This window comes from Devosia sp. 2618 (genome assembly GCF_040546815.1).
Lineage (GTDB): Bacteria > Pseudomonadota > Alphaproteobacteria > Rhizobiales > Devosiaceae > Devosia.
Window position 1 is genome coordinate 2,902,838 of sequence record NZ_JBEPOO010000001.1, and the last position, 23,653, is coordinate 2,926,490.

The window sequence follows — 23,653 nt, forward strand, 5'->3', positions numbered from 1 at the left end:
AGAAAAAATCGGTCGATCAACCTGCCGCTTGCAAGCTGCCAGTACCGCCCACCGCTTGCACCGAGCGCGTGCCCGCGTCAATCGCCGATGCGAGGCAGGCCTGTCCATCAAGACCATCGAGCCACGCATCAAGGAAGCCGGCGTTGAACGCATCCCCTGCCCCGGTTGTGTCGACGACATCGACCCGCGGGGTGGCATGGCTAAACAAGGCGCCGTTCATGCTGAGCAATGCGCCGTCGGGGCCGCACTTGATGGCAACCACCGGGAAATGACCGGCGAGCTTGACCAGAGCTTCTTCGGGATTCTCGCAACGGGTCAGTGCGCGCGCTTCTTCGAGGTTTGGCAGGAAGACCGAGACGCCGCTGGAGCGTTCGAAAAACATCGGGTCGTGGATCAGCTCGGAGTCCCAGCTGGGGTCGAGCGACACGGTGTGGCCACGCGCGGTTGCGTTGCGCACCGCATGGGGGATTTCGTGCAGGGTGGCATATTCGGCGATGTGCAGATGGCTGGCATGAGGCCACTCCAGTGCCGCGTCGAACGTGGCTGGAAGCGCTGTTCCCGCGCGGCGCGACAGGAAGGCGCGTTCGCTGTCTTGTACCATCACCACGGTCACCTGCGGCCCAGCATCGGGGTGACGATCGAGGAAACGCAGATCAATGCCTAAAGACTTGATCTGGCCCTCGAGCGCCTGCGAAATCGTGTCGGTGCCATAGCGTGCGAGCAGTGCCGCCGGACGCCCCATAGCCGCCGAATGAGCCGCAGTAATGAGGGCTCCACCACCCGGGGTGATGGAGAAATCGCCAGCGAACTGTTCGCGCCCAAGGACTGGCATGGCGTCGAGGCCATTGAACACCATGTCGCAATAGATGCGGCCGAGACTCAGAACCGCCCGGCCGCCGGGATTTGGAGAAGTCATGCCCGGCCCCGCGCCCTTTCGGTCGCGGCGTCGAACAGATACAGCGAGCCCGCTTCCGCAGTGACGGTCAGAGTGCTGCCGATCTTGGGAACGACGCGGCCCGGCGCCGTTGCAACAACGGCGGTATCACCGAGTTGCAGGTGCACCAGCGTTTCAGCGCCCAGCGGTTCAACGGCGACGACTTCGCCAGTGGTGGTCAAACCCGCGCCTGGCGCTTCGGCAACGACCAGGTCGTGTGGACGAATACCCACCAGCACCTTGCCGTCATCACCCGGAATAGCCCCACCGGACCAGGTCGCGCCGTTCAGGGTCAGCTTGCCGCCGGCAACGCTGGCAGGAACCAAGTTCATCGACGGGCTGCCGATGAAGCGCGCAGTGAACACGTCGACGGGGTTCTCGTAGAGATCGGTCGGGGTGCCAACCTGGAGGATGTAGCCATCCTTCATCACCACGATCTTGTCGGCCATGGTCATGGCTTCGACCTGATCGTGGGTCACGTAGACAATGGTGGTGCCGAGGCGACGATGCAGGCCCTTGATCTCCATGCGCATCTGCGCACGCAGCTGGGCATCAAGATTGGACAGTGGTTCGTCAAACAGGAACGCTACGGGATCGCGCACCATGGCGCGGCCGATGGCGACGCGCTGGCGCTGACCACCCGACAAAGCGGCCGGACGACGATCCAGCAGCTTTTCAAGGCCGAGCAGCTTGCCGGTTTCCTGGATGCGCTTCTGCTTTTCGGCCTTGGAGAGCTTGGACGTGTAGAGGCCGAAGCCTATGTTCTGACCGACCGTCATGTGCGGATAGATGGCGTAGTTCTGGAACACCATGGCGATGTTGCGCTGCTTGGGTTCGCGCTGGTTGACGATCTCGTCGCCAATGATGAGGTTGCCCCCGCTGATATCCTCAAGCCCGGCGATCATGCGCAGCGTCGTGGATTTGCCGCAGCCGGATGGGCCGACGAAAACGACGAACTCGCCGTCTTCAATGGTGAGGTCGATGCCGTGCACGGCGCGGCTCTTGCCGTAGTCCTTGATCAGACCCTGCAGTTCGATCTTTGCCATCAGGCGGTTTCCTTCAATGCTTCAAAACGCTGTTTGAGAGTGTGTGCAGCGTCGTGAGCGCGCTGCAGCAGGGCGGTGTGGCGGGCCGTGAAATCGGCCGATTTTTCTCGATATCCGGCAATCGCGGCGTTGAGCGGCTCCGGTGCGGGACCGCCAAAACGGGTGCGGACGGAGACGAAATATTCGGGCGAGACCAATTCGGAGAACAGGGCCTCGTCAATGCTGGTGGTGCGGCCGGTGGCATGTTCGAAGGCCACGAGGAACGGCGCATAACCATCGGTCTGCAAATCGCCGCCCAGGGCCACGACGGCCTTGGCGACGGCGGCCGCGATTTCGTGACCTTCGCGGAAGGAAAGGCCTTCCCGACGGACGAGGCTATCAGCCAGTTCGGTGATGGTGATGCAGGAGCGGCGGATGTTGTTCGCCACCTTGGCCGGGTCGACCTTGATCTGGGACACCAGCGCAGCCAGCAGGTCGAGCACGCGATAGGCGCTGTCGAAGGCCTGGTAACCCATGGCCTGCGTTTCGCCTTCGCTGTCGTTCATGTCGGTGAACGGGGTATTGTGCATCACGTCCAGCATCGCGCGGGCCCGACCAAAGGTCTGGCTGGCGAGGTGACGCAAATGCTCGATCGGCACCGGATTGCGCTTCTGCGGCATGATCGAGGAGATTTGCACCAAAGCGTTCGGCACGTAGATCTGGCCGACTTCAAAGCTGGTCCAGAACTGGAAGTCCTGGATGGGACGGCCCAGATGGAGGAACATCAACTCGATCGCGCCATAGGTCGACGTGATGTAGTCGACGCCGGCGATGCAGCTATAGGAGTTCTGCAGCGGCGCCGCAAAACCAAGCAGTTCGGCCACACGGGCGCGGTCGATGGCGAAGCCGGACGTCGTGATCGCGGCGGCGCCCATCGGCGAAAGATCGACGATGGCGTAGGCTTCAAACAGACGCTCGATATCGCGCGCCAGCACCTCGGCCATGGCCGAGAGGTAGTGACCGAAAGTCGATGGCTGTGCCGGCTGGCCGTGAGTATAGGCCACGATCAGCGTCGCCTTCTCGCGGTCGGCCGCATCAACCAGTGCAGTGTGCAGTGCCAATGCCTTGGGGATCAACACATCAAGGCGGGCTTTGAGACCCAGCTTGAACAGGGTGTGGTCGATGTCGTTGCGCGAGCGTGCGGTATGGAGGCGTCCGGCCAGATCGGGACCGAGGCGCTTTTTGAGTTCGCGTTCGATCAGGAAGAAGAAGTCTTCCACTTCACCGGTATAGACCAGCTTGGAGGGATCGACTTCGGCATCGATGCTGTCGAGGGCTGCGGCGATCTTGCCGGCCTGTTCGCCATCAAGAATGCCAGTTTCCTTGAGCATCACCAGATGCGCCCGGTCGATGGCGCGGAACGCATCGACGTGGTGGTTCTTGGCGCTGTCGAACAGCGGGCCGAGCACGGTGGCCTTATAGACCGGATCGGGGAAGACCGAGGTATCGGAGAGACGTGGATCGGTCATGGCTTACCCCTTCAGTCCGGCCAGCATGACGCCGCGCACGATGTAGCGCTGCAGCACGAGGAAGACGAGCAAGGTCGGGATGGTGCCGATGGCAGCGCCCGTCATGATCAATTCCCACTGGATCGAGGATTCCGCCGAGAAGCTCGAGATGCCGACGGGGAGCGTGTAGAGCTCCTTGGACGTGGTCACGATCAGTGGCCAGAAGAAGGCCGTCCAGTTGCCGAGGAAGGTGAAGATGGCCAGCGCCGAGATGGCCGGCACCACCATGGGCATAGCGATCTTCCACCAGATGGTGAACTCATTCAGCCCATCGACGCGCGCGGCCTCAAGGAAGTCGTTCGGAACGCCTTCGAAGAACTGCTTCATCAGAAACGTGCCGAAGGCCGTCATCATGCCAGGGAACATGATGCCCCAATAGCTGTCGATCCAGCCGAGCTGGCTGCTCATCAGGTACCATGGGATCACCAGCATTTCGGTGGGGATCATCAGGGTCGACAAGATGGCCAAGAAGATGAAGTAGCGGCCACGGAACTGGAACTTGGCCAGCGTGTAACCGACAAGGCTGTCGAAGAACACGTTGGAGAGCGTCACGGTCAACGCGATGAAGGTCGAGTTGAAGAACCACTGCATGAAGCGCCCGTCGCCGAGCACCTTGATATAGTTGTCAAAGGTCGGTGCCGCCGGGATCAGGCGCAGGTCATAGACCTGGCCGGAGGTCTTGAGCGAGGTCGAGAACATGAACAGCAGCGGCGTGATCATGATCAGCCCGCCGATCAGCAGCAAGGTCCAGATGATGATGCGGCCGGGGCGGATGTCGCGGCGGTTGGCCGCCAGTTCGGTTGGTGCAGTCATGGTGGTCATTTCTTTTCCCTCAGCACATAGAGCTGCAACAGGGAGACGATGAGCAGGATGGTGAACAGCACGACGGTCTGCGCAGCGGCATAGCCCATCTGGTAGGACGAGAACGCGGTCTGATAGATCATGAGCACGAGCGGCTTGGTCGCATTGAGCGGACCGCCGGGATCGTTGGTCGTCATGTTGTAGACCTGATCGAAAATGCGCAGGAAGCCGATCGAGGAGAAGACGACGAGGAACACCGTGGTCGGCTTGAGCAACGGCATGGTGATCTTGCGCAAGATGGCCCAATCACCCAGCCCGTCGATCTTGGCCGCCTCGTAGAAGGTCGAGGGAATAGCGCGGATACCGGCCATGAAGATGATGATCTGGAAGCCCAGCCCAGCCCAGATGGCGGGCACGAGAATGGATGGCAGCGCCTGAGAGGTCGAGCGTAGGAATTGCTGCTGGTCGAGACCAATCGAGGTCAAAAAGCCGTTGATCACGCCGATTGGCACCGGCTGATAGAACCAGCGCCAGACCCAGCCCATGGCCGCGGCGGTGGTGAGGAACGGCAGAAAATAGAGCGCGCGGATAAAGCCGTGCATGAAGCGGACGCGATCGAGGTAGTAGGCGATCACGAAGGCGATGGCCAAGCTCAGCGGCGTGCCGATGATGAGGTAGAGGAAGGTGTTCTGGAACACTTTCCAGAAAACCGGATCGGCGAACATCTTCTGGTAGTTGGCAAAGCCAATGAAGTTGGCCGGACGCAGCAGGTCCCAGTCGGTCAGTGACAGCCAGAAGGCCTGAAATGTGGGGTAAAAGCGGATGCCCGCATAGAAAATGATGGGTAGAGCCAGGAAGGTCCAGGCCCAGATCACACGCTTGGTACTGATGTTCAAGCGGTCCCAGAAGCGAGCCGAGCCTGCCCCTTTATTTGCGGTCGCCGACGCCATGTTCGCTCCTGCCGATTACGCCAACCGGCGGCAGGGCTAGCCTGCCGCCGGTCAGTTGAACGCTATTGTGGATTACTTCTTGGTCGCCGCGTCGATGATCGCCTGCTCGGCAGTGGCTGCCTGAGCAAGAGAGTCTTCGATGGACTGACCTTCGAGCAGCACGCGGTTGACCATGTCGATGGAGACCTGGCGCTGTGCAGCTTCGTCGTAGAACTTGGTGGTGTGCGCGTATTCCAGACCCTTGAGGAATGGCCCCTTGATCGGGTCCGAAAGGTTGGCTTCGGTCAGCGCTGCAGCCTTACGGGCTGGCAGTTCGCCAACGGTGTCGAGCCAGATTTCCATGGCTTCGGCCGAAGTGATGTAGGCCAGGAACTTTTCAGCAGCAATCTTTTCTTCACCCTGGGCAGTCGCGCCGATGGCGTTGGCAAAGTAGCTGGAATAGTTCGAGCGCAGGCCGTTTGCGTCAGCTGGCAGCTCAACCACACCCCATTCGAATGGGTTTGCCGCGAAGGCGCCGAGACGGAAAGTGCCGTCGATGGTCATGGCAGCAAGGCCAGCGCGGAACGCGGCCTGACCTTCGTCCATGAAGCCAACCAGGCCCACTTTGTGCTCGGTCTGCAGGTCGGTGTAGTACTTCAGCGCAGCAGCACCGGCTGCGTCGTTGTAAGCCACATTGCCTTCAGCATCATAGGGCTCGCCGCCGTTCTGACGGATCAGAACTTCGCGCCACCAATGGTGATCCTGGCCAGCCATGTCGAGGGTGACACCGGCCGACGTGATGTTGCCCGAACCGTCACGCTTGGTGGTGGCTTCGGCAGCAGCGAGGAATTCTTCGAGGTTGGATGGTGGGTTGGCAACGCCAGCCTCAGCGAACAGCGCCTTGTTGTAGAACAGGGCCAGCGAACGCACGGCAGTTGGCAGGCCATAATAGTCATCGCCACGCTTCATGGCGGAGACGATCGGGAAGAAATCGGCTTCGATTTCGGCAGCCGGGAAGACAGCTGGATCAAGCGGCTGAATCAGCTGGCCATCAACGAACTGGTCGAGCCAGCCGTAGAACAACTGCACGACGTCCGGGCCCTGGCCGGCAACCTTGGCAGCGACAACGCGCGTCTGGTAGTCGGCATAAGGGAAGGTGGTGTGCTTGACGGTGATGTCTGGGTTGGCCGCCTCGAAGTTGGCGATCAGCTTGTCCATAGCCTGTACGCGGCTATCGAAAACATACTGCCAGTACTCGATCTCGACGGCCTGCGCCGAACCAAGCGCCAGAAAGCTGATACCGGCGGCGAGGCCGGCGACTGTAGCCTTTGAAAACATGCAAATACCTCCATTGCACCATCGGCTGTGCCGACAGCAATCTCTTCGCGAGAAAGGCGAAGCTCGCCATTCTGGGGCCAAACGTCGACGATGTGACACTCGCTTGTCAATAAAATAATCTACTTGAGTTATTTTCTTCCCCGGCTAGGTTCACATTGGTCTAAACGTGCTCGCGTCCGGCATTTGGGAGAAACCAGACCTTGAACAGCCAGAGCAAACGCAACATGCGCCAGCGTGTCGCCATCGGGTCCAATCCCGAGCGGAATCGCGCGCATAATCGACGCGTTGTGCTCGAAGTTATCCGGCTGCAGGGGCATCTGGGACGCACCGAAATTGCACGCCGCGCGCAGCTGACGCCGCAGGCTGTTTCCAACATTGTCGAGGAACTGCTCGACGAGGGCCTGCTCATCGAACTGGGCCGCCTGCGCTCCGGTCGCGGGCAGCCGCCGATCCAGTTTGCGGTGAACCCTGATGGTCCGCTGACAGCCGGCGTTGAAATCGCCGCCGATCACATGGTGACGGTGCTGGTCGATCTCTCCGGCGGGCTGCGGGCACAGTCGATCATTCCGCTGACCCAGACCGGACCCGATGTGATCCCGGGTCTGCTGACCGACCAGATCAAGCAGTTGCATTCAACGCTAGGCGAGAGCCCGGCGCGGCTGTTGGGCGTTGGCGTCGTGATGCCGGGACCGTTCGAAATCGAGGGCATGAGCTCTGTCGGACCAGCTACCCTGCCCGGCTGGACCGGCACTGATCCCGCAGCCCTGATGGCCAAGGCGACGGGCGAGCATGTGGTGATCGAGAATGACGCTACCGCCGCAGCGGTTGGTGAACGGCTCTATGGCGCGGGTCGGCAGATGGGCCATTTCTGCTATCTCTATTTCGGTGTCGGCCTTGGTCTGGGCGTCATTCAGGATGGCCGTCCGCTGCGCGGCGCCTTCGGCAATGCCGGTGAAATCGGCCATATCGGGCTGGTGCCGCGCAAGGGCAAAGCTTTCGCCGGTGCGGCTGGGGCGCTGGAGCGGTTCGTGTCGGTATTTGCGCTGCGCGAGCATCTGGCGCTGGCTGGCGTCTATGCCGCCAATGTCGATGACATCCAGAAGCTGCACGACGACGGCAGCAAGCCGCTGCTGGAATGGATCAGCATAGCGGCGGACTACCTCGCGCCCGCAGTCAGCATGCTCGAAAACATCTTCGATCCAGAAGCCATCATTTTTGGCGGCGGCTTGCCCGATTCGGTGCTCGACGCCGTGATCGCCGCGCTCGACCCACTGCCCGTTTCCGTCTCGACCCGCCGGCAGCGAACCGCCCCGCGTGTACTGCGTGGTCAGACCGGTCAATTGACGGCCGCGCTCGGCGCTGCCGCCCTCCCCCTTCTCGAAACCGTCTCTCCCCATCTCAGCATTGCGGCAGACGCCGCAGGCTGAGCCTGAACTTATCTGGATTTAGATCATGCTGACCAATCGCGAGCGCTTGCGCCACCGCCAGAACCAACCCGCCATCGTCGCCCTGCACCGGGCGCTGGCGCGGCTGACCTCCACCGTGACGGTGATGAATACAGGTGCGCATCCCGACGACGAACAAAGCGGCATGCTGGCGCTGATGAGCTTTGCCATGGGTATGCGCGTGGTCATCGCCTGCTCGACACGCGGCGAAGGCGGACAAAATACGCTCGGGCCGGAGCGTACCGGCGCATTGGGCGTGATGCGTTCACGGGAAATGGAAGAGGCCGCACGCGAACTGGGCGCAGACATTGCCTGGCTCGGTCATGGCCCGGATGATCCAGTGAATGACTTCGGCTTCTCGAAATCGGGGCCGGATACGCTGGAGCGCTGGGGCAAGGACCGCACCATCGAACGGCTGGTGCGCGCCTATCGCGAGTATCGGCCCGACATCGTCATCCCGACATTCCTCGACGTGCCGGGACAGCATGGCCACCACCGCGCCATGACGGAAGCTGCCGAAACGGCGATTGCACTGGCGGCTGATCCCGCCGCCTATCCCGAGCATTTCGCCGAGGGCCTGACGACCTGGAGTGTTGCGAAATACTACTTGCCGGCATGGTCGGGCGGCGAAAATGGCTATTACGACGACGAAGTCCCACCACCGCCAACAACGGTGACCGTCTCGGCCACCACAATAGACGCTCCGACAGGCGCGCCTTATGACACCGTGGGTGAGTTCTCGCGTGCCTTCCACGCCAGCCAGAATATGGGACATTGGCGCGCCGTGCCGCAGACCGACTGGCCACTGCACCTCAAGCTTGGCGGCGTTGTGGAGAATGACATTCGCGCCAGCCTTCCCGCAACGCTGGGCGAGATCGCCACGCGACTTTCAGGCGATGCGGCATCGGCGCTTGGACAGGCGCAGGCCGACATTGATCTGGCTGTCGCGGCATACCCCAATGGCCCCGCGATCACCGGTCCATTGCTGACGGCGCGTGCCGCGATTCAGTCGGCGCGAAGCGGATTGGATGGCGCAGAGGCAGCGTCATTCGGTCACCGTCTCGACCGCAAACTGGCGGAGATCGACACGGCGCTGCTGCTTGCCGCTGGTCTTGCGGTCACGGCATGGGTCGAGCCTGTCAATCTGGCACCCGGCGCCGAGGGCGTGTTGCATGTGGTGGTCGAGCCCGGCAGCGCGACCGATGTCTTGGTGCGCGCTCGGACGGCTCCGTTCATTTCCGTTGATGGCCCGGCAGCTGTCGAAAACCTCATCTCCATCCCGATCCGCGCCGCATCCAACGCACCGATCACCAATGCCTTCCTGCCCGGCTATGCCGCTTTGGGTGGCAATGGACCGGTCAGTGTCGAACTTGAAGCAGCCATTGCCGGACGGACGGCGCGCATCAGCATCGACCTCGAAGAGGCTGTGCAGATCGTGCCTGCCAATTCGGTGGAGCTGGCTCCAGATGCCATCATCGTCGCCCTGCCCGGCTCGGGCAAAGCCACCAGTGTCCGCGTCCGAACCGATGTGGACCTGTCGCGCGTGGCCATTGCCGGTGTTGACGGCCTCAATCTCGCGCAGACGGCATCCGGCGTGGACGTTTCAGCGACCGCCGAACTCGCTGCCGGTCGTTATACCCTGCCGGTGCAGATCGATGGCGAGCAGGCCTATAGCCTGACGCCGATTGCCTATCCGCATATTGGCCGCACCCATTTCGTTCGGCCGGTGGCGCTCGAAATAGTGGCGCTGGACCTGACCATCCCAAAAAGCCGCATCGGCTATGTCGGCGGCGGCAGCGACCGGGTTGGATTGTGGCTTGAGCGTATGGGCGCGGACGTCACCGAGCTCGACGCCGCGGCACTGTCCGGTGACCTATCGGGCTTTGATACCATCGTCATCGGCACATTTGCCTTTGGAACCCGACCCGATCTGGCTGCGGCGACAGCGCGACTGCATGACTGGGTGAACAATGGTGGGCATCTGGTGACGCTTTATCATCGACCATCCGATGGCTGGTCGCCAGACAGCACGCCACCGAAGCGCTTGGTGATCGGCTCTCCATCGCTGCGCTGGCGCGTGACCAACCCGAACGCCGACGTGGATGTGCTGCTGCCCGAACATAAACTGCTCACCGGCCCCAATGCCATCGGCGCAGAAGACTTCGCCAATTGGGACAAGGAGCGTGGGCTCTATTTCGCTTCTTATTGGGATGCCGCTTACGAGCCGCTTCTTGCCATGCATGATGCGGGCGAAAAGCCACTAACCGGATCGCTGGTTTCGGCTGTTATCGGCAAGGGCCGCCATACCCACACAAGTCTTGTGCTGCATCATCAGCTCGACAAACTGGTGCCGGGCGCATTCCGCCTGCTGGCCAATCTGGTGCAGCCCGCCTGAAATGAGCCAACACGTCCAGCGTGCGGACAATAGCGGGCTGGTCTGGCTTTTGTCCGACATGGTTCTCGTCACCGTCATGACCGTCTTGGTCAAGATCGGCGGCGCGAGCTATCCGGCTTTGCAGATGGTGTTTATTCGCTCGCTGATCGGGTTGATCAGCGTCTTGCCACTGGCATGGCGGCACCGTGCCGCTATCGCACAGACCAAGCAGGTCGGACGGCATGTGTTTCGCGTGCTGTGCAACACGCTGGCGCTGTCGGGCAATTTCGCGGCGCTGACCGCCCTGCCCCTCGCGATGGCCAATGCCATCGGCTTCATGCGGCCGCTGGTCGTGATGGTGCTTGCGGCCATCATGCTGGGTGAGCGTAGCACAGGCTGGCGCTGGATCGGGGCCTGCGTCGGCCTGCTGGGCGTCTTCATCATGGTGGCGCCGGGCGAGATCGCCTTCAGCCCCGGCATCTTGGCCGCTCTGGCTTCGGTGGTGTTCGGCTCGCTTGCCGTGATCCAGACCCGCGCTTTGGCGGCTGAAAACACCACAGTGCTGATGGTGTTCTACACGGTCGGACTAACCGTCTTCACTGCCATTCCGGCTGTCATCATGTGGGAGCCAGTGGCGTTCGCCGATTGGCCGCTGCTGATTGCCATCGGCATATTGGCGCAGATTGGCCAGTACTGTTTCCTGCGCGCCTATCAGTCGACGCCGGCAAACCTTTTGGCGCCGTTTGGGTACCTCTCCATTGTCCTCGCGAGCGCGGCTGGATTTTTGGCCTTCGGTGAAGTGCCCGGCTGGTCGACCCTGATTGGCATCGTCGTCATTGTCGGCGCGCTGGTGGCAACGTCGCGCCTCGATAGGCGTAGGCTCAATCGCGATGTTTGAATAGAAAAGGCCTCCGGACCGGGAGGATTGGTCGGAGGCCTTTCTGCGCCCGCCGCTTTAGCGGACAGCGCTGGCCTGCGCGGGAGAAACGCAGGCCAGTGTTGGTTTAGTGCTTGGCTGGCTGAGTGAGGTTTGCCAGCAGGCGGAATGCGCCCGGCACCAGCTTGTCGAGCTGATGGTGTAGCACGAGACTGGTGTGGGTGTGACGACCTTCGCCGATCACAGCCGATAGCAGCGAACCGTTCAGCGGCTCTTCGCCCGCATCGCTCATGGCAAGGAGCGGCTTATAGGCCTCGTCCCAGCTCGATGCGAAGTATAGACCACGCTCCTTGTCCCAGTTTGCCCAATCGTCTTCGCCAATGACGTTGGGATAGTTGAGCAGTGGGTGATCAGCCTCAAGCACGGTAACGGCTGCCTTGGCATCGGTGACGCGGAAGCGGATCGATGGCGTACCGATTTCGATCTTGGCCAGCGGCACCGTCTCTGGGTTCCAGCCGTCCGACGGACGGTGGTAAAGCGTGACAAGGTGGCCACCATTTCGCACCCATTCGTGGATGCCGGGCAGCGCCGCGACCAGATCCTTGCGGCGACCGAACGAGAAGATGCCGACGATAAGCGTCGTCAGGTCACGATAGGCACCGGCTTCGATATCGGATGGGGTCAGTTCGACGAGCTTGACGCCCAGACGACGCAGCCAGATGGCGACGTTGTCATTGCCACCGCCGACATAACCAACCTTGGCATCTGGCGGCAGCACCGCATCAACCGACTGCACCGGAATGGACACGAGGGTGGGGACCACCGACTTGCCGATATGCGGATATGAGAAAGTGTTGATGGCGTAGGCAGGCTGATCCAGCAGAGTTGGCTCAATGGCAATGCGCGCCACGCCCAGATCTGCCGGTGGGGACAGCTCGAACGTGCCGGCTTCGCGACCGGTTTCGCCGGTTGCCGCAATGGCCCAGCCTTCTGGCAGGTCGAACTTGAGATCGTCTGTCGTCGCATTGGCCACAACAGCGGTCAGCTCAACCGGGGCGATGTCCTGCTCGGTATTGAACACGACAGCGTCGGGCTTGAGTTCGAGCGAGGCTGCAGGCAGCACACGCAGGGCATCTTCCAGATCGATATCGAGTACGGCGGTGTGGCCACCGATATCGGCGGTGATGCGGACGAAAGCATCACCATTGCCGCCGAGCGGGTCGAACTGTTCGGCCAGCGGATTGGTCAGCGCCGCGTCGGCCGCGACGGTAACCTTTTCGCCATCGGCAGTGGTTTCCGTTGTCAGACCATCGCGGGCGATGACGGCAACGGACTGGATCGCAACCGTGTCCGGCGCATCGACGACCGTCTTGACGATGATGTCCTGACCGGGACGGAGATCGCCGCCATCGGTGTAGGCGCGGATGTTCATCCCGGCGGCTGTTGCCAGCACCAGATCGACTTCCTTGGCCTTGCGGTCGAGGCGATGGGCGACGCTGTCTTCGAGTTCAGCGGGCAGCTGGGCGCGGGCTTCGGCGATGGCCTTGCCGATTTCGGCAACCTTGGAGAGCACGGCAACCGGATCGCCATAATCAGCGATAGCGTCTTCGATCAGGCCCTGTGCATTGCGCAGTGCGTCGGCGGCCGAGGCTGGCATGCCGTCGAGTTCGGCGATGTGGCCAACGGTGGCGATCAGGCCTTCGCGGATGTCCTGTTCTTCGCCGCCCGGATTGCCCTGGGCCGTCCAGGCGAGATTGAGCGCCCATTCGGTCTGCGGATCGGGCTGCCAACGACCCATGCCCTGCGTCAGATGGCAGGAACGGGACCATTCGCCCATCTGTGGGAAAGTCGCGCCCGAGATTGGGTCGCGCTCTGGAGCGCGGACGGTCAGCGTGGTTGGAGGGGGCGGGGTTTCGTCGTCATAAACGCCGCCACCGCCGCCATAGGCCGGCAGGTAGATTTTCGGCACGGCCCATGGCTTGAGGCCAGATGCGATCTGATCGGGGAATTCCGCGGCATTGCCCGACAGTTCAGCAGTAACGAAGGTCGCAACGTTTGCCGCGCGGTGATGACCGTGCTGGCCGCCAACATCGAGGAAGCAGTTCATGATGACGTCGGGACGATAATAACGGAACGCCCAGGTCATGCGCTCGATGACGCGGTCACGACCCCAGCGGTCGATGGTGGCGTTGGGGTCCTTGGAGAAGCCGAAATCATGCACGCTGTCATTGTGGCCCTGGCCACCAAAGGCCAGCGAGGCGTCGAGCGAACGGGAGGCTTCAGTCATTTCTCGGGTGCGCAACACACCCAGCACAGAACCGCGTTCTGGGCCAATGGCGTTCTGACCGCCTTCGCCGCGCGTGATGCAATAAAGAACTGGGCGGATACCATAGACATGGCGCAGTGCGGCAAGCATGCCGCTTGGCTCATCGTCTGGATGTGCGCCGGTGGTCATGAGCGTAACCGTGGAGGTCAGGCGTTCCAGCTGACGGTAGAGTTTGACGATTGCCGGCTCGCCCTTTTGGGCAGCAATCAGTTCAAGGTTGGACGCGGGGGCAGCCCAAGCGGGGATCTGCGTGGCGGCCAAGGCAGGCGGAACGGTGGCGATAAAAGTTCGCCGGCTCATTCGAGTCATGAAGTTTCCTCTCTTCTTCATTGGCCAAAGCGGCCACTCAACGGGGTCTGTGACAACCCTGTGACGAACTATGAGAGCCCCATTAACGTAACTCAAGTGTGTTAATAATAAGAATTTGTAGGTCTTTGGGATGACCGCCTCACCTGGGGACTGCCAACATTGGCGCTTGCAAAGTGGTTCTTAATTGGTATTATTTTGGTTAGATTGGTATTTTCGATACCGACCGGCGCAGCAATCACCAAAAGGGCTCTATGGACCTCCTGGTAAACCTCTATTCGCGGAAGCTTTCTGAGCTTGGCAGCCGCGTTGCAGACGTCGCGGCGACGATCCGTGTGGCGCTGCCGCCTGAACAGCACATCGTCAAAGACTGGGTTCGGGACAATTTCAGCGAGTACTGGGTGAGCGAAGTCACCGCCGCCATGGCGCATCAGCCGGCGGGATGCCTTGTCGCCATTGTCGAGGGCAAGCTGGTTGGCTTTGCCTGCTACGACGCAACCGCACGCGGCTTTTTCGGGCCTACCGGCGTTGCCGAAGACCAGCGCGGCAAGAAAATCGGGCTAGCACTCCTCTATCACGCGCTGATCGCGATGAAGGCACAGGGCTATGCCTATGCCATCATTGGCTCAGCCGGACCGGTCGACTTTTATGCCAGCGCCGTGGGCGCCGTGGCCATCGAGTCCGACAAGGAAGACATTTATCAGGGCCTGCTGCGCCTGAACCCAATACAGGCAAAGGACTGAGCATGTCGCAAACCCCATTGGCGCTTTTTGTTGGCATGCCGGGCCTGACGCTATCAGCGGACGAGGTCGCCTTCTTCCGCGAAACCAATCCGCTCGGTTTGTTTCTGTTCAAGCGAAACCTCGACAATGATGAGCAGGTTCGCCGTCTCTGCGCACAGTTTCGTGAGGCAGTGGGCCGCGACGATGCGCCGGTGTTCATTGATCAGGAAGGAGGTCGCGTCCAGCGACTCGACAATGGTCACTGGCCGAGCTTTCGCAGCCTGGGAGCGTTTGGAGCATTGGCGCGCAAGGATCTCGAACTGGGCAAGCACGCTCTGAAGCTATCGAGCCAGGCAATGGGTTCGCTGATGGCTGAGCTGACCATCGATAGCGGCACCACGCCGGTCGTCGATCTGGCGCGCAAGGGTACCCATGACGTGATCGGCCAGCGCGCCTTCGGCGATGATCCGGACCTGGTGATCGAGCTTGGCCGCGTCGTCATCGACGCCATGCTGTCGGTCGGCGAAATGCCGATCATGAAGCATATTCCCGGCTATGGCCGCGTAACGGTTGATCCGCATTTCCACTGCCCGGTGGTGGACGCGAGCGTCGAGGATATGCGCGCTACCGACTTCAAGCCGTTCGTTGCCCTCAAGGACAGCCCTTGGGCGATGGTGGCGCATTTGATCTTCACCCAGATCGACGCCGAGCGTCCGGCTTCCGTTTCGCCAGTGGTCTGCGATCTCATTCGCGACGAAATTGGCTACGATGGTGTGATGATCACCGACTGCCTGACCATGGAAGCTCTGAGCGGCACCTGGGCGGAGCGCGTCACCGCCTCGCTGGATGCCGGCTACGACATTGCCCTGCACAGTCAGGGTGATCTGGCAGCCAGCCAGGCAGCCGCTCATGCGGCGCGGCCACTGAGCGCGGTGTCGCTGGCCCGTATCACCCGCGCGCAGAACCAGCGTGGCAACCTACGTGTCGATGTCGCGGCGGTTCACGCCGAAGTCGAACAAATCTTCAAGGAGAACGGCATCGCCTAAGCGGTACCGGTAGAAAAAAGGGAGACGAGCAGTGCTAAGAAACAAGTTGATCCTCGCCGCGTCAGCGGCGGTATTGGCGATGGTGGCTCCGGCCGCCGCGCAGTCGGTTCTGACCGCGAGTTCGGAACAGACCACCACTTGGGTCCGCAATTTCAACCCGTTCCAGCAGACCTCGGCGCGCTACACGACGCTCGATTTCATCTACGAGCCGCTGGTGGTGTTCAACCGTCTGGCCGGCAATGAGCCGAACTTCCGTCTCGCTGAAAGCTACGAGCTGTCGGACGATCTTAAGTCGATCACCTTTGTGCTGCGCGATGGTCTGAAGTGGTCCGACGGCGAGGCGTTCACCGCCGACGACGTGCTGTTCACCTATGACTATATCAAGAAGTTCCCAGCGCTCGATTTCATCTCGATCTCGGCACTGCTGGAGTCGGTTGAAAAGGTTGATGACCGCACGGTCCGCTTCCACCTGCTTGAGCCGAACTCGCTGATTGCCAACACCATTGTCGGCATGCCGATCGTGCCAGAGCACATCTGGTCGGGCATCACCGAGCCAGTGACTTTCGCCAACGAAAACCCCGTCGGTTCGGGTCCGCTGACCGAAATCACCCGTTTTACGCCGCAGGTTTACGAGCAGTGCCGCAACCCCAATTACTGGGATAACGCGACGCTGGCCGTCGACTGCATGCGCCTGCCACAACTTGCCGACAATCCGCAGGTGCTTGCCGCACTCGCCGAAGGCTCGCTTGATTGGGCCACGAGCTTTATCCCTGACATCGACAATACCTTTGTCGCCAAGGACCCAGAGCACAACAAATACTGGTTCACGCCATCGAGCCTGGTCTCGTTCTCGTTCAACCTCGAAACGGCTGACGCGAACAACTCCAAGGCGTTCAACGACGTCCAGTTCCGCCGTGCGGTCAGCATGTTGATCGACCGCGAAACCATCGTCGACATCGCCGGTTATGGCTATCCGCTGGTCAACGAAGATCCGTCCATGCTGGGCGAGCTGTATGCGTCCTTCGCCAACCCCGAAGTCGCGACCCAGTTCGGCCAGTATGGCAAGTTCGACCTCGACGCCGGCATGGCCCTGCTCGACGAAGCTGGCTATGTCGACGCCAACAATGACGGCTTCCGCGACAATCCGGACGGCACGCCGATCACAATCGACATCGAAGTTCCAAACGGCTGGACCGACTGGATCGATGCGGTGCAGATCGCCATGGAAACCATGCAGCAGGCTGGCCTCAACGTGAAGATGAGCACGCCGGAATCGGCTGTGTGGACCTCGGACCTGATCGACGCCAAGTACTCGATGACGCTGAACTCACTGGCAGCGGCTGCGAACCCATACTTCCCCTACCGCCGTTCGTTCAATCCAGACGATTTCGGCAAGAGCCGCTTCTCGGCCCAGCGTTGGACCAATCCCGAAGTGATGGACCTGCTCGACAGCTATACGCAGAGCAAGGATCCGGCCGAACAGAAGACCATGATGGATCGTATTCAGCTGATCGTGGCTGAAAACCTGCCAGTCATTCCGATCTACAACAGCCCAGCTTTCTACCAGTACAGCACCAAGCGCTTTACCGGTTGGGCCGATGCGGAAAACCCCTTCGTTTCGCCGACCATCTCCAATGCCAATCCGGCCCGCCTGCTCCAGTTGCTGGCGCTGCGTCCGGTCGCTCAATAATATCCTTCGGGAGCGCGCCGCAAAGCGCGCTCCCGATCCATCTTAACGCCCCGCCAGGAACGCAGAGAAAAGGAACACGGCTCGATGGTTTTTCTGCTCAGGCGACTGGCGTTTTACCTCGCGGCTTTTCTTGCCGCCGCGACGATCAATTTCTTTCTGCCGCGGGTCCTGCCTGGCGACCCCATCCAGATCATGTTCGCCAGCGCTGGCTCGGAACTGTCGCTGGAAAATCTCAACGCGCTCAAGTTGACCTTCGGCTTTATCGACGCGCCGCTTCACGAGCAGTATTTCGCCTATCTGCAGAGCGTCTTCACCGGCGATCTGGGCCGTTCGATCAAGTACTTCCCGCTGCCGGTAACCGAGCTGCTGGGCCGCGCGCTGGTCTGGACACTGGGCCTTGTCGGCATCGCCACCCTGATCAGCTTCACGCTCGGCACCTTTATGGGCGTGATGGCGGCCTGGCGACGCGGCACGGTGTTTGACACGATTGTGTCGCTGACCGCGATCTTTTCGAGCTCGGTTCCAGCCGTCGTCGTGTCGCTGATCATGCTGTTTGTGTTCGGCTATACGCTGGGCTGGTTCCCCAATGGCTATGCAGCCAACCCGCTGCTCGATCCGGCCTTCACCTGGGAATATATCTCGAGCGTCCTCTATCACGGCACGCTGCCCATGCTGACGCTGGTGATGGTGCTGACCGGCGGGTTCGCCGTGACCATGCGCAACAACATGATCAATCTGCTGGGCGAAGACTATATCGTGATGGGTCGCGCCAAGGGCCTGTCCGACAGCCGCGTCATGCTATGGTACGCCGCCCGCAACGCGCTGCTGCCCACCGTTTCGAGCCTCGCCATCGCGGTCGGCACCGTGCTCGGCGGCTCGCTGATCGCCGAGGTGGTCTACAATTATCCTGGCCTCGGCAACACGCTCTATCAAGCCATTCTGGCGCGTGACTATCCGGTTATCCAGGGCCAGCTCCTGATCATGACCGCCGCCATGCTCGTTTCAAACTTTGTCGTCGATCTGAGCTACGTCCTGCTCGATCCGCGCCTGAAGAAGGCCTGATCCCATGAAGCTCCTGTCTCAGCTTCTGCATAACAAGAAGGCCTTGGTGGGCGTGACCCTTCTGGCCATCATCCTGCTCGTCGCGATCTTTGCGCCGATGCTCACCGAATATAGCCCGACCCAACGCGTCGGACGGCCGCACCAGCCGCCATCCGCCGACCATTGGCTGGGCACCACTCGCCTCGGGCACGACGTCTTTACCCGGCTGATCTACGGCGCCCGCGTTTCGCTGGCTGTGGGTTTTGGCGCCGGCCTCATGATCACGCTCATCGGCACGGTGCTGGGCATCATTGCCGGCTACAAGGGCGGTGTGGTCGACGAAATCATCAACTTCTTCACCAACATGGTGCTGGTCGTTCCAAACCTGCCACTGTTGCTGGTGCTGGCGGCCTTTATCGGCCAAGCGAGCCCGCTGGTCATCGCGGTCATTCTGGGCCTGACCTCATGGGCATGGGGCGTGCGTGTCACCCGCTCAGAGACGCTCTCGATCCGGCAGAAGGATTTCGTCAAATCCGCCGAAATGCTGGGGGAGCCGAGTTGGCGCATCATGGCTTTCGAGGTTTTCCCGAACCTGATCTCGATCGTCGGCATCAACTTCATCGGCAGCGTGATCTTCGCTGTCATCACCGAAGCGACGTTGGAATTCCTTGGTTTGGGCGATCCCAATACCGTGTCCTGGGGCATCATGCTCTACAACGCGCAGAACGCTTCGGCGCTTTCGGTCGGCGCGTGGTGGGACCTGCTGTCGCCATGTCTGGCGCTGGCACTCTTGGGCCTCAGCCTCGCGCTCATCAACTTCGCCATCGACGAAATCGCCAATCCGCGCCTGCGCACCGGGGGCATGTTGGGGCGCTGGACCGGCATGGTTCGCACCGGGGAGGGCAAGCTATGAGCCAGCCAGTTCTATCCATTCGCGATCTCTGCATCGACTATATCGGCGCCGAAAAGGACTTTCGCGCCGTCAAGAATGTCAGCTTCGACATTGCGCCGGGCGAGTTCTTCGGGCTTGCCGGGGAGTCCGGTTGCGGCAAGAGCACCATCGCCTTTGCCGTCAGCCGGCTGCATAAACCACCCGCCCTGATCCGCACCGGCAGCCAGATATTGGTCAATGGGCAGGACGTAATGGCACTGGATGACAAGGCGCTGCGCAGCTTCCGTTGGCGCGAAGTGGCCATGGTGTTCCAGAGCGCGATGAATTCGCTCAACCCCGTGCTGACCATCGAAGCGCAGTTCCACGACGTGCTGAAAACCCATGCCGGGATGAACCGCGCCCAATCGCGCGTGCGGGCGGCTGAATTGCTCAAGCTGGTCGACATTTCCCCCGACCGGCTCGACAGCTATCCGCACCAGTGTTCGGGCGGCATGCGGCAGCGCATCGTCATTGCCATTTGCCTGGCGCTCAATCCAAAGCTGCTGATCATGGATGAGCCGACCACGGCGCTCGACGTGGTGGTGCAGCGTGAAATCCTGCTGCGCATCGACCAGTTGCGCAAGGACCTCGGGTTTGCCGTGCTGTTCATCACCCACGATCTGGGCCTGATGGTACAGGTCAGTGATCGCATCGGCATCATGCTCGAAGGCTCGCTGGTCGAGGTCAACGACGCACAGACGATCTACAACACGCCCCAGCATGACTACACGCGCCGCCTGTGGGCTTCGATGCCGCGGCTGCATGGCGAACAGATCCGGCAGGACGCATCCGCATGACCGATACCGCGCCCGTTCTCGCCCTCGATGGCGTCTCAAAAGTCTTCGGCGCTGGCGACAATGCCGTCTATGCCGCGCGCTCGATATCATTCGCGCTGCATGCAGGCCGTACGCTGGCACTGGTCGGGGAGTCCGGCTCCGGCAAGACCACCGCCGCCCGCCTGATCATGCGCGAATACCAGCCCGATCAAGGCCAGCTGTTGTTCCGCGGCGTGCCGGTTGGCAGCAGTGCCGTCAGCAGCCTCAAGGCTTACCGCGCGGCCGTGCAGATGGTGTTTCAGGATCCGTTTTCATCGCTGAACCCCGCCCATACCATTCGCTATCATCTCGAGCGCCCGCTGCGGTTGCATCAGCCCAAGCTCAACAAAAAGCAGCGGCTGGCGGCAATCGACGAACTGCTGGCATTGGTCAAGCTTGATCCGGCCCTTGTGGCACCAAAGTACCCGCACGAACTGTCCGGTGGACAGCGCCAGCGCATCAGCATTGCACGCGCTCTGGCGGTCAAGCCCGAGGTCATCGTTGCCGATGAGCCGACCTCGATGCTCGACGTGTCGGTGCGACTAGGCATTCTTAATCTGCTCAACGACATGAAAAAGCAGCTCGGTCTGGCGCTGCTCTACATCACCCATGACATCGCGACCGCGCGTTATGTCGCCGAAGACATCATGGTGATGTATGCGGGGCAGATCGTCGAATGGGGTGATATGGAAAGCGTGTTGGGCAACCCACAGCACCCATACACCCGACTGCTGTTGGCAGCCGTTCCCGACCCTGATCGTCGCTTCACCGATACGGAGTTTGATAATGAGCTGAGTCGGATCGACATCATCCGCCGTCAGTCAGCGCTGCCGCAGCCGGAGACGCGCGAGGTTGCGCCAAACCACTTCATTAGGCCCATGCCTGAATAGTGGATTGCCTCAGGTCGCCAGTTTCAGCTCGGCGATGAAGTCGTAGCGGTCGCCACGATAGGCGGATTTGGTGATCTCGATGGCGCGTCCATTGGCGAGGAAGCCGTGCCGTTCGATGCGCAGGATAGGCGAGCCACGCTCGATGCCCAGATGCTCGGCTTCCCAGTCTTCGGCGATGCCCGCCCGCAGGCGCTGCAAGGCGCGGACCGGTGGATTGCCGGTCGCTCGCAACGCAGCGTAGAGCGAGTCATTGGCCAGCCCCTCCCCCACCGCAAAGCGCGGCACTACGGCGTGCTCAATGGCCAGCGCCTCGCCGTCGGCAAAGCGAATGCGCGACACGCGAAACACTTCCTCCGACGCCATTAGCCCCAGCCGCAGCATTTCGTCGGCAGTTGGCAGTGCGATGGCTTCACTGATGATGCGCGAACCAGACACCGCACCACGCCGCGCCATATCTTCGGTAAAACCCACCAGCACCGATAGCGGCTGATCGAGGTAGGGCGAAACCTGCGACCCCGCACCCGGCCGGGTTTCGATCAGGCGGTCATCCATCAACCCTTCCATCGCCTTGCGAATGGTAACGCGGGAGAGGCCTGTCGCCTTCATCAAGGCGCGTTCGGACGGGATCGTCTGACGAGCGCGCAACTCGCCGTTTTCGATGAGGCGGCGGACGGCCAGTTCGAGGCGAACATAGAGCGGATCGGGCGAGCCATCGGCGGCAGCGAGCAGCGCGGTGACCCGCGTGAGGATGCCGGCAGGGACGTGATCGCTAGGCTCGCTTTCGTCCGCCGACGGCGTCATCAGGTTTGCCCCCGCAGACGTGGATCGAGCGCATCGCGCAAAGCGTCGCCGAGCAGGTTAAAGCCGAACGACAGGAACAGGATCGCAAAGCCTGCAAACACGGCTGGCCACGGCGCCAGCATCAGGAAGTTGCGGCCTTCCGACAGCATGAGTCCCAAAGATGGCGTCGGTGGCTGCGCGCCCAGGCCGAGGAAGGACAGTGACGCTTCGACCAGCACCGCCGCCGACAGCAGAAGGCTGGTCTGGACCAGCACGACTGACGCCAGATTGGGCAGCAGGTGAATGAAGATGATGCGCGCGTTGGAACTGCCGATGGCGCGGGCGCCATTCACATATTCGCTTTCGCAGATGACCAGCGCCGGGCCACGCAGCAGCCGCGCAAAGATTGGCGTATAGACGATGGCGATCGCGATGGCCGCGCTCCAGACGCTGGGGCCGAGCACAGCGATGACGCCAATGGCCAGCAGCATGATCGGGAAGGCAAACAGCACGTCCATGCAGCGCATAACGATGCGATCAAACCAGCCGCGATAAAAAGCAGCCAACATGCCCAGCGTACCGCCTGCCAGTAGCGATATGACCACCGCCGTCACGCAGGTCAGCAGCGAGGTGCGATAGCCGTAAATGATGCGGGACAGCACGTCGCGGCCGAGCTGGTCGGTGCCCAGCCAGTTGAGCATGTTCGGCCCTTTGAGGCGCTGCACCACGACCTGCGCAAACGGGTCCTGCAGACCGATGAACGGCGCGAATACCGCAAGCAGGACCTGAAAGGTGACAAAGATCGCTGCGAAGGTCAGCAGCTTGTTCTGGCGCATATACTCGATCATCGCGTCACCCGCGGATCGATGACGGAATAGAGCATATCGACAACGAAATTGACGATGACAAAGGCCGCCGTCATGACGAGGATCGTCGCCTGCACCAGCGGATAATTGCGTTCGGCGATGGCGCCCAGCACCAGCCGTCCAAGCCCCGGAATGGCGAACACCTGTTCCACCACGATGGCCCCGCCCAGCAGATAACCGGCCGATACACCAACGCTGGTGATGAAGGGGATCAGCGCGTTGCGCAAAGCGTGCTTGTAAATGATGCGCCGCCGCCCTGCCCCCTTGGCCTTGGCGGTGCGGATATAATCCTGGCTCAAGGCATCGAGCATGGCCGACCGCACGAGGCGCGACAGGTTTGCCAGCATGGGCAACGATAGCGCGATCACCGGCAGGATCATGCGCTGCAGATTGCCCAGCGGGTCTTGATGGAACGGCACATAGCCCAGCGCCTGCACGCCGGGCAGAAATTTCGAAACCAGAAAGATCGAGACGATCCCGAGCCAGAAGGACGGAATGGTCAGCCCGGCGATGGCGCCGATGCGCACCACCACTTCTGCGCCCTTGCCGCGCGCTTCGGCCATGAAGGCGCCGAGCGGAATGGAGAGGCCTGCACCCACGAGAATGGAGAGCAGCGTCAGTTCAACCGTCGGCCAGATATTGGCGGCGATTTCCTGCGTGACCGGTCGACCGGTCCAGATCGAGGTGCCTAGATCGCCCTGCAATACGCCCCAAATCCAGCGGCCATATTGTTCGAGCAGCGGCTTGTCGATGCCAATGCGCGCTTCGAGTTCGGCAATGCGTTCGGGCGTGACTTCGGTGTTGGCGCCGAGCATGATGGCGACGGCATCGCCGGGTATGAGGCGGATCATCAAGAAGACGATGGCCGACACGCCGAACAGCACGATAGCGAGATCGACCAGCCGGCTGATCAGGTAGCGATGCGACATCGGTGGTTCCGGTGCAGAAA

The 23,653-nt window shown here is 61.4% G+C and carries 20 protein-coding genes; 10 read left to right on the top strand and 10 right to left on the bottom strand.

The window, feature by feature from the left end; all coding sequences use genetic code 11:
- Positions 1 to 16 precede the first annotated feature (16 nt).
- From ABIE28_RS14460 to ABIE28_RS14485, 6 genes are all read right to left on the bottom strand, one after another.
- On the bottom strand, positions 17 to 916 hold the full coding sequence (locus ABIE28_RS14460) for a carbohydrate kinase family protein (protein ID WP_354064088.1): 900 nt from the start codon (positions 914 to 916) through the stop codon (positions 17 to 19).
- Positions 913 to 1,980, bottom strand: coding sequence for an ABC transporter ATP-binding protein (locus tag ABIE28_RS14465; RefSeq protein ID WP_354064090.1), 1,068 nt, complete (start codon positions 1,978 to 1,980; stop codon positions 913 to 915). The genes ABIE28_RS14460 and ABIE28_RS14465 overlap by 4 nt, the downstream gene beginning before the upstream one ends.
- Positions 1,980 to 3,488, bottom strand: a complete 1,509-nt coding sequence (gene argH, locus ABIE28_RS14470; protein WP_354064092.1) for an argininosuccinate lyase — start codon at positions 3,486 to 3,488, stop codon at positions 1,980 to 1,982. Before argH ends, ABIE28_RS14465 begins: the two co-directional genes overlap by 1 nt.
- A gap of 3 nt (positions 3,489 to 3,491) precedes the next feature.
- Positions 3,492 to 4,340 carry a carbohydrate ABC transporter permease gene (locus ABIE28_RS14475; protein ID WP_354066456.1) on the bottom strand — a complete coding sequence of 283 codons (849 nt, stop codon included), beginning with the start codon at positions 4,338 to 4,340 and terminating at the stop codon, positions 3,492 to 3,494.
- A gap of 5 nt (positions 4,341 to 4,345) precedes the next feature.
- Positions 4,346 to 5,278, bottom strand: a complete 933-nt coding sequence (locus ABIE28_RS14480) for a carbohydrate ABC transporter permease (protein ID WP_354064094.1) — start codon at positions 5,276 to 5,278, stop codon at positions 4,346 to 4,348.
- A gap of 72 nt (positions 5,279 to 5,350) precedes the next feature.
- The gene (locus ABIE28_RS14485; protein ID WP_354064096.1) at positions 5,351 to 6,595 is read right to left on the bottom strand and encodes a sugar ABC transporter substrate-binding protein; all 1,245 of its coding nucleotides are present in this window, start codon (positions 6,593 to 6,595) and stop codon (positions 5,351 to 5,353) included.
- A 224-nt stretch (positions 6,596 to 6,819) separates the two neighbouring features.
- Here ABIE28_RS14485 and ABIE28_RS14490 point away from each other — a divergent pair, with 224 nt between their 5' ends.
- From ABIE28_RS14490 to ABIE28_RS14500, 3 genes are read left to right on the top strand one after another with little or no spacing between them, the layout of a single operon-like run.
- The gene (locus ABIE28_RS14490) at positions 6,820 to 8,022 is read left to right on the top strand and encodes an ROK family transcriptional regulator (RefSeq protein WP_354066457.1); all 1,203 of its coding nucleotides are present in this window, start codon (positions 6,820 to 6,822) and stop codon (positions 8,020 to 8,022) included.
- A 25-nt stretch (positions 8,023 to 8,047) separates the two neighbouring features.
- Positions 8,048 to 10,435, top strand: a complete 2,388-nt coding sequence (locus ABIE28_RS14495) for a PIG-L family deacetylase (protein WP_354064098.1) — start codon at positions 8,048 to 8,050, stop codon at positions 10,433 to 10,435.
- A gap of 1 nt (position 10,436) precedes the next feature.
- Positions 10,437 to 11,312, top strand: coding sequence for a DMT family transporter (locus ABIE28_RS14500; protein WP_354064100.1), 876 nt, complete (start codon positions 10,437 to 10,439; stop codon positions 11,310 to 11,312).
- A 106-nt stretch (positions 11,313 to 11,418) separates the two neighbouring features.
- Here ABIE28_RS14500 and ABIE28_RS14505 read toward each other — a convergent pair whose 3' ends face one another.
- Entirely contained in the window at positions 11,419 to 13,926 is a 2,508-nt protein-coding gene (locus ABIE28_RS14505) for a PIG-L family deacetylase (RefSeq protein ID WP_502913391.1), read from the bottom strand.
- A 251-nt stretch (positions 13,927 to 14,177) separates the two neighbouring features.
- On the opposite strand from ABIE28_RS14505, the gene ABIE28_RS14510 reads away from it, so the two are divergent.
- The 7 genes from ABIE28_RS14510 (at position 14,178) to ABIE28_RS14540 (ending at position 21,058) form a co-directional block, all read left to right on the top strand.
- The gene (locus ABIE28_RS14510; RefSeq protein WP_354064104.1) at positions 14,178 to 14,666 is read left to right on the top strand and encodes a GNAT family N-acetyltransferase; all 489 of its coding nucleotides are present in this window, start codon (positions 14,178 to 14,180) and stop codon (positions 14,664 to 14,666) included.
- A gap of 2 nt (positions 14,667 to 14,668) precedes the next feature.
- Entirely contained in the window at positions 14,669 to 15,691 is a 1,023-nt protein-coding gene (locus ABIE28_RS14515; RefSeq protein WP_354064105.1) for a glycoside hydrolase family 3 N-terminal domain-containing protein, read from the top strand.
- A gap of 79 nt (positions 15,692 to 15,770) precedes the next feature.
- Positions 15,771 to 17,381, top strand: coding sequence for an ABC transporter substrate-binding protein (locus ABIE28_RS14520; RefSeq protein ID WP_354066458.1), 1,611 nt, complete (start codon positions 15,771 to 15,773; stop codon positions 17,379 to 17,381).
- An 84-nt stretch (positions 17,382 to 17,465) separates the two neighbouring features.
- Complete coding sequence (locus ABIE28_RS14525; RefSeq protein WP_354064106.1) at positions 17,466 to 18,443, top strand: ABC transporter permease; 978 nt, start codon at positions 17,466 to 17,468, stop codon at positions 18,441 to 18,443.
- 13 nt (positions 18,444 to 18,456) lie between these two features.
- Positions 18,457 to 19,335, top strand: coding sequence for an ABC transporter permease (locus ABIE28_RS14530; protein ID WP_354066459.1), 879 nt, complete (start codon positions 18,457 to 18,459; stop codon positions 19,333 to 19,335).
- The gene (locus tag ABIE28_RS14535; protein ID WP_354064108.1) at positions 19,332 to 20,150 is read left to right on the top strand and encodes an ABC transporter ATP-binding protein; all 819 of its coding nucleotides are present in this window, start codon (positions 19,332 to 19,334) and stop codon (positions 20,148 to 20,150) included. Before ABIE28_RS14530 ends, ABIE28_RS14535 begins: the two co-directional genes overlap by 4 nt.
- Positions 20,147 to 21,058: an ABC transporter ATP-binding protein gene (locus ABIE28_RS14540; protein ID WP_354064109.1), complete on the top strand. Its 912-nt coding sequence runs from the start codon at positions 20,147 to 20,149 to the stop codon at positions 21,056 to 21,058. The genes ABIE28_RS14535 and ABIE28_RS14540 overlap by 4 nt, the downstream gene beginning before the upstream one ends.
- A 9-nt stretch (positions 21,059 to 21,067) precedes the next feature.
- Here ABIE28_RS14540 and ABIE28_RS14545 read toward each other — a convergent pair whose 3' ends face one another.
- The 3 genes from ABIE28_RS14545 to ABIE28_RS14555 are packed head-to-tail and all read right to left on the bottom strand — an operon-like array spanning position 21,068 to position 23,633.
- Positions 21,068 to 21,859: a GntR family transcriptional regulator gene (locus tag ABIE28_RS14545; RefSeq protein ID WP_354064111.1), complete on the bottom strand. Its 792-nt coding sequence runs from the start codon at positions 21,857 to 21,859 to the stop codon at positions 21,068 to 21,070.
- The gene (locus ABIE28_RS14550; RefSeq protein ID WP_354064113.1) at positions 21,859 to 22,686 is read right to left on the bottom strand and encodes an ABC transporter permease; all 828 of its coding nucleotides are present in this window, start codon (positions 22,684 to 22,686) and stop codon (positions 21,859 to 21,861) included. Before ABIE28_RS14550 ends, ABIE28_RS14545 begins: the two co-directional genes overlap by 1 nt.
- A complete protein-coding gene (locus ABIE28_RS14555; RefSeq protein WP_354064115.1) occupies positions 22,683 to 23,633 on the bottom strand; it encodes an ABC transporter permease in 951 nt (316 codons plus the stop codon). Before ABIE28_RS14555 ends, ABIE28_RS14550 begins: the two co-directional genes overlap by 4 nt.
- Positions 23,634 to 23,653: the final 20 nt, after the last annotated feature.

What these genes read in the sequence shown, in the direction of transcription:
- ABIE28_RS14460 (WP_354064088.1), bottom strand. Translation starts at nt 916, where the DNA reads ATGACTTCTCCAAATCCCGGCGGCCGGGCGGTTCTGAGTCTCGGCCGC.
- ABIE28_RS14465 (WP_354064090.1), bottom strand. Translation starts at nt 1,980, where the DNA reads ATGGCAAAGATCGAACTGCAGGGTCTGATCAAGGACTACGGCAAGAGC.
- argH (WP_354064092.1), bottom strand. Translation starts at nt 3,488, where the DNA reads ATGACCGATCCACGTCTCTCCGATACCTCGGTCTTCCCCGATCCGGTC.
- ABIE28_RS14475 (WP_354066456.1), bottom strand. Translation starts at nt 4,340, where the DNA reads ATGACTGCACCAACCGAACTGGCGGCCAACCGCCGCGACATCCGCCCC.
- ABIE28_RS14480 (WP_354064094.1), bottom strand. Translation starts at nt 5,278, where the DNA reads ATGGCGTCGGCGACCGCAAATAAAGGGGCAGGCTCGGCTCGCTTCTGG.
- ABIE28_RS14485 (WP_354064096.1), bottom strand. Translation starts at nt 6,595, where the DNA reads ATGTTTTCAAAGGCTACAGTCGCCGGCCTCGCCGCCGGTATCAGCTTT.
- ABIE28_RS14490 (WP_354066457.1), top strand. Translation starts at nt 6,820, where the DNA reads ATGCGCCAGCGTGTCGCCATCGGGTCCAATCCCGAGCGGAATCGCGCG.
- ABIE28_RS14495 (WP_354064098.1), top strand. Translation starts at nt 8,048, where the DNA reads ATGCTGACCAATCGCGAGCGCTTGCGCCACCGCCAGAACCAACCCGCC.
- ABIE28_RS14500 (WP_354064100.1), top strand. Translation starts at nt 10,437, where the DNA reads ATGAGCCAACACGTCCAGCGTGCGGACAATAGCGGGCTGGTCTGGCTT.
- ABIE28_RS14505 (WP_502913391.1), bottom strand. Translation starts at nt 13,926, where the DNA reads ATGACTCGAATGAGCCGGCGAACTTTTATCGCCACCGTTCCGCCTGCC.
- ABIE28_RS14510 (WP_354064104.1), top strand. Translation starts at nt 14,178, where the DNA reads ATGGACCTCCTGGTAAACCTCTATTCGCGGAAGCTTTCTGAGCTTGGC.
- ABIE28_RS14515 (WP_354064105.1), top strand. Translation starts at nt 14,669, where the DNA reads ATGTCGCAAACCCCATTGGCGCTTTTTGTTGGCATGCCGGGCCTGACG.
- ABIE28_RS14520 (WP_354066458.1), top strand. Translation starts at nt 15,771, where the DNA reads ATGGTGGCTCCGGCCGCCGCGCAGTCGGTTCTGACCGCGAGTTCGGAA.
- ABIE28_RS14525 (WP_354064106.1), top strand. Translation starts at nt 17,466, where the DNA reads ATGGTTTTTCTGCTCAGGCGACTGGCGTTTTACCTCGCGGCTTTTCTT.
- ABIE28_RS14535 (WP_354064108.1), top strand. Translation starts at nt 19,332, where the DNA reads ATGAGCCAGCCAGTTCTATCCATTCGCGATCTCTGCATCGACTATATC.
- ABIE28_RS14540 (WP_354064109.1), top strand. Translation starts at nt 20,147, where the DNA reads ATGACCGATACCGCGCCCGTTCTCGCCCTCGATGGCGTCTCAAAAGTC.
- ABIE28_RS14545 (WP_354064111.1), bottom strand. Translation starts at nt 21,859, where the DNA reads ATGACGCCGTCGGCGGACGAAAGCGAGCCTAGCGATCACGTCCCTGCC.
- ABIE28_RS14550 (WP_354064113.1), bottom strand. Translation starts at nt 22,686, where the DNA reads ATGATCGAGTATATGCGCCAGAACAAGCTGCTGACCTTCGCAGCGATC.
- ABIE28_RS14555 (WP_354064115.1), bottom strand. Translation starts at nt 23,633, where the DNA reads ATGTCGCATCGCTACCTGATCAGCCGGCTGGTCGATCTCGCTATCGTG.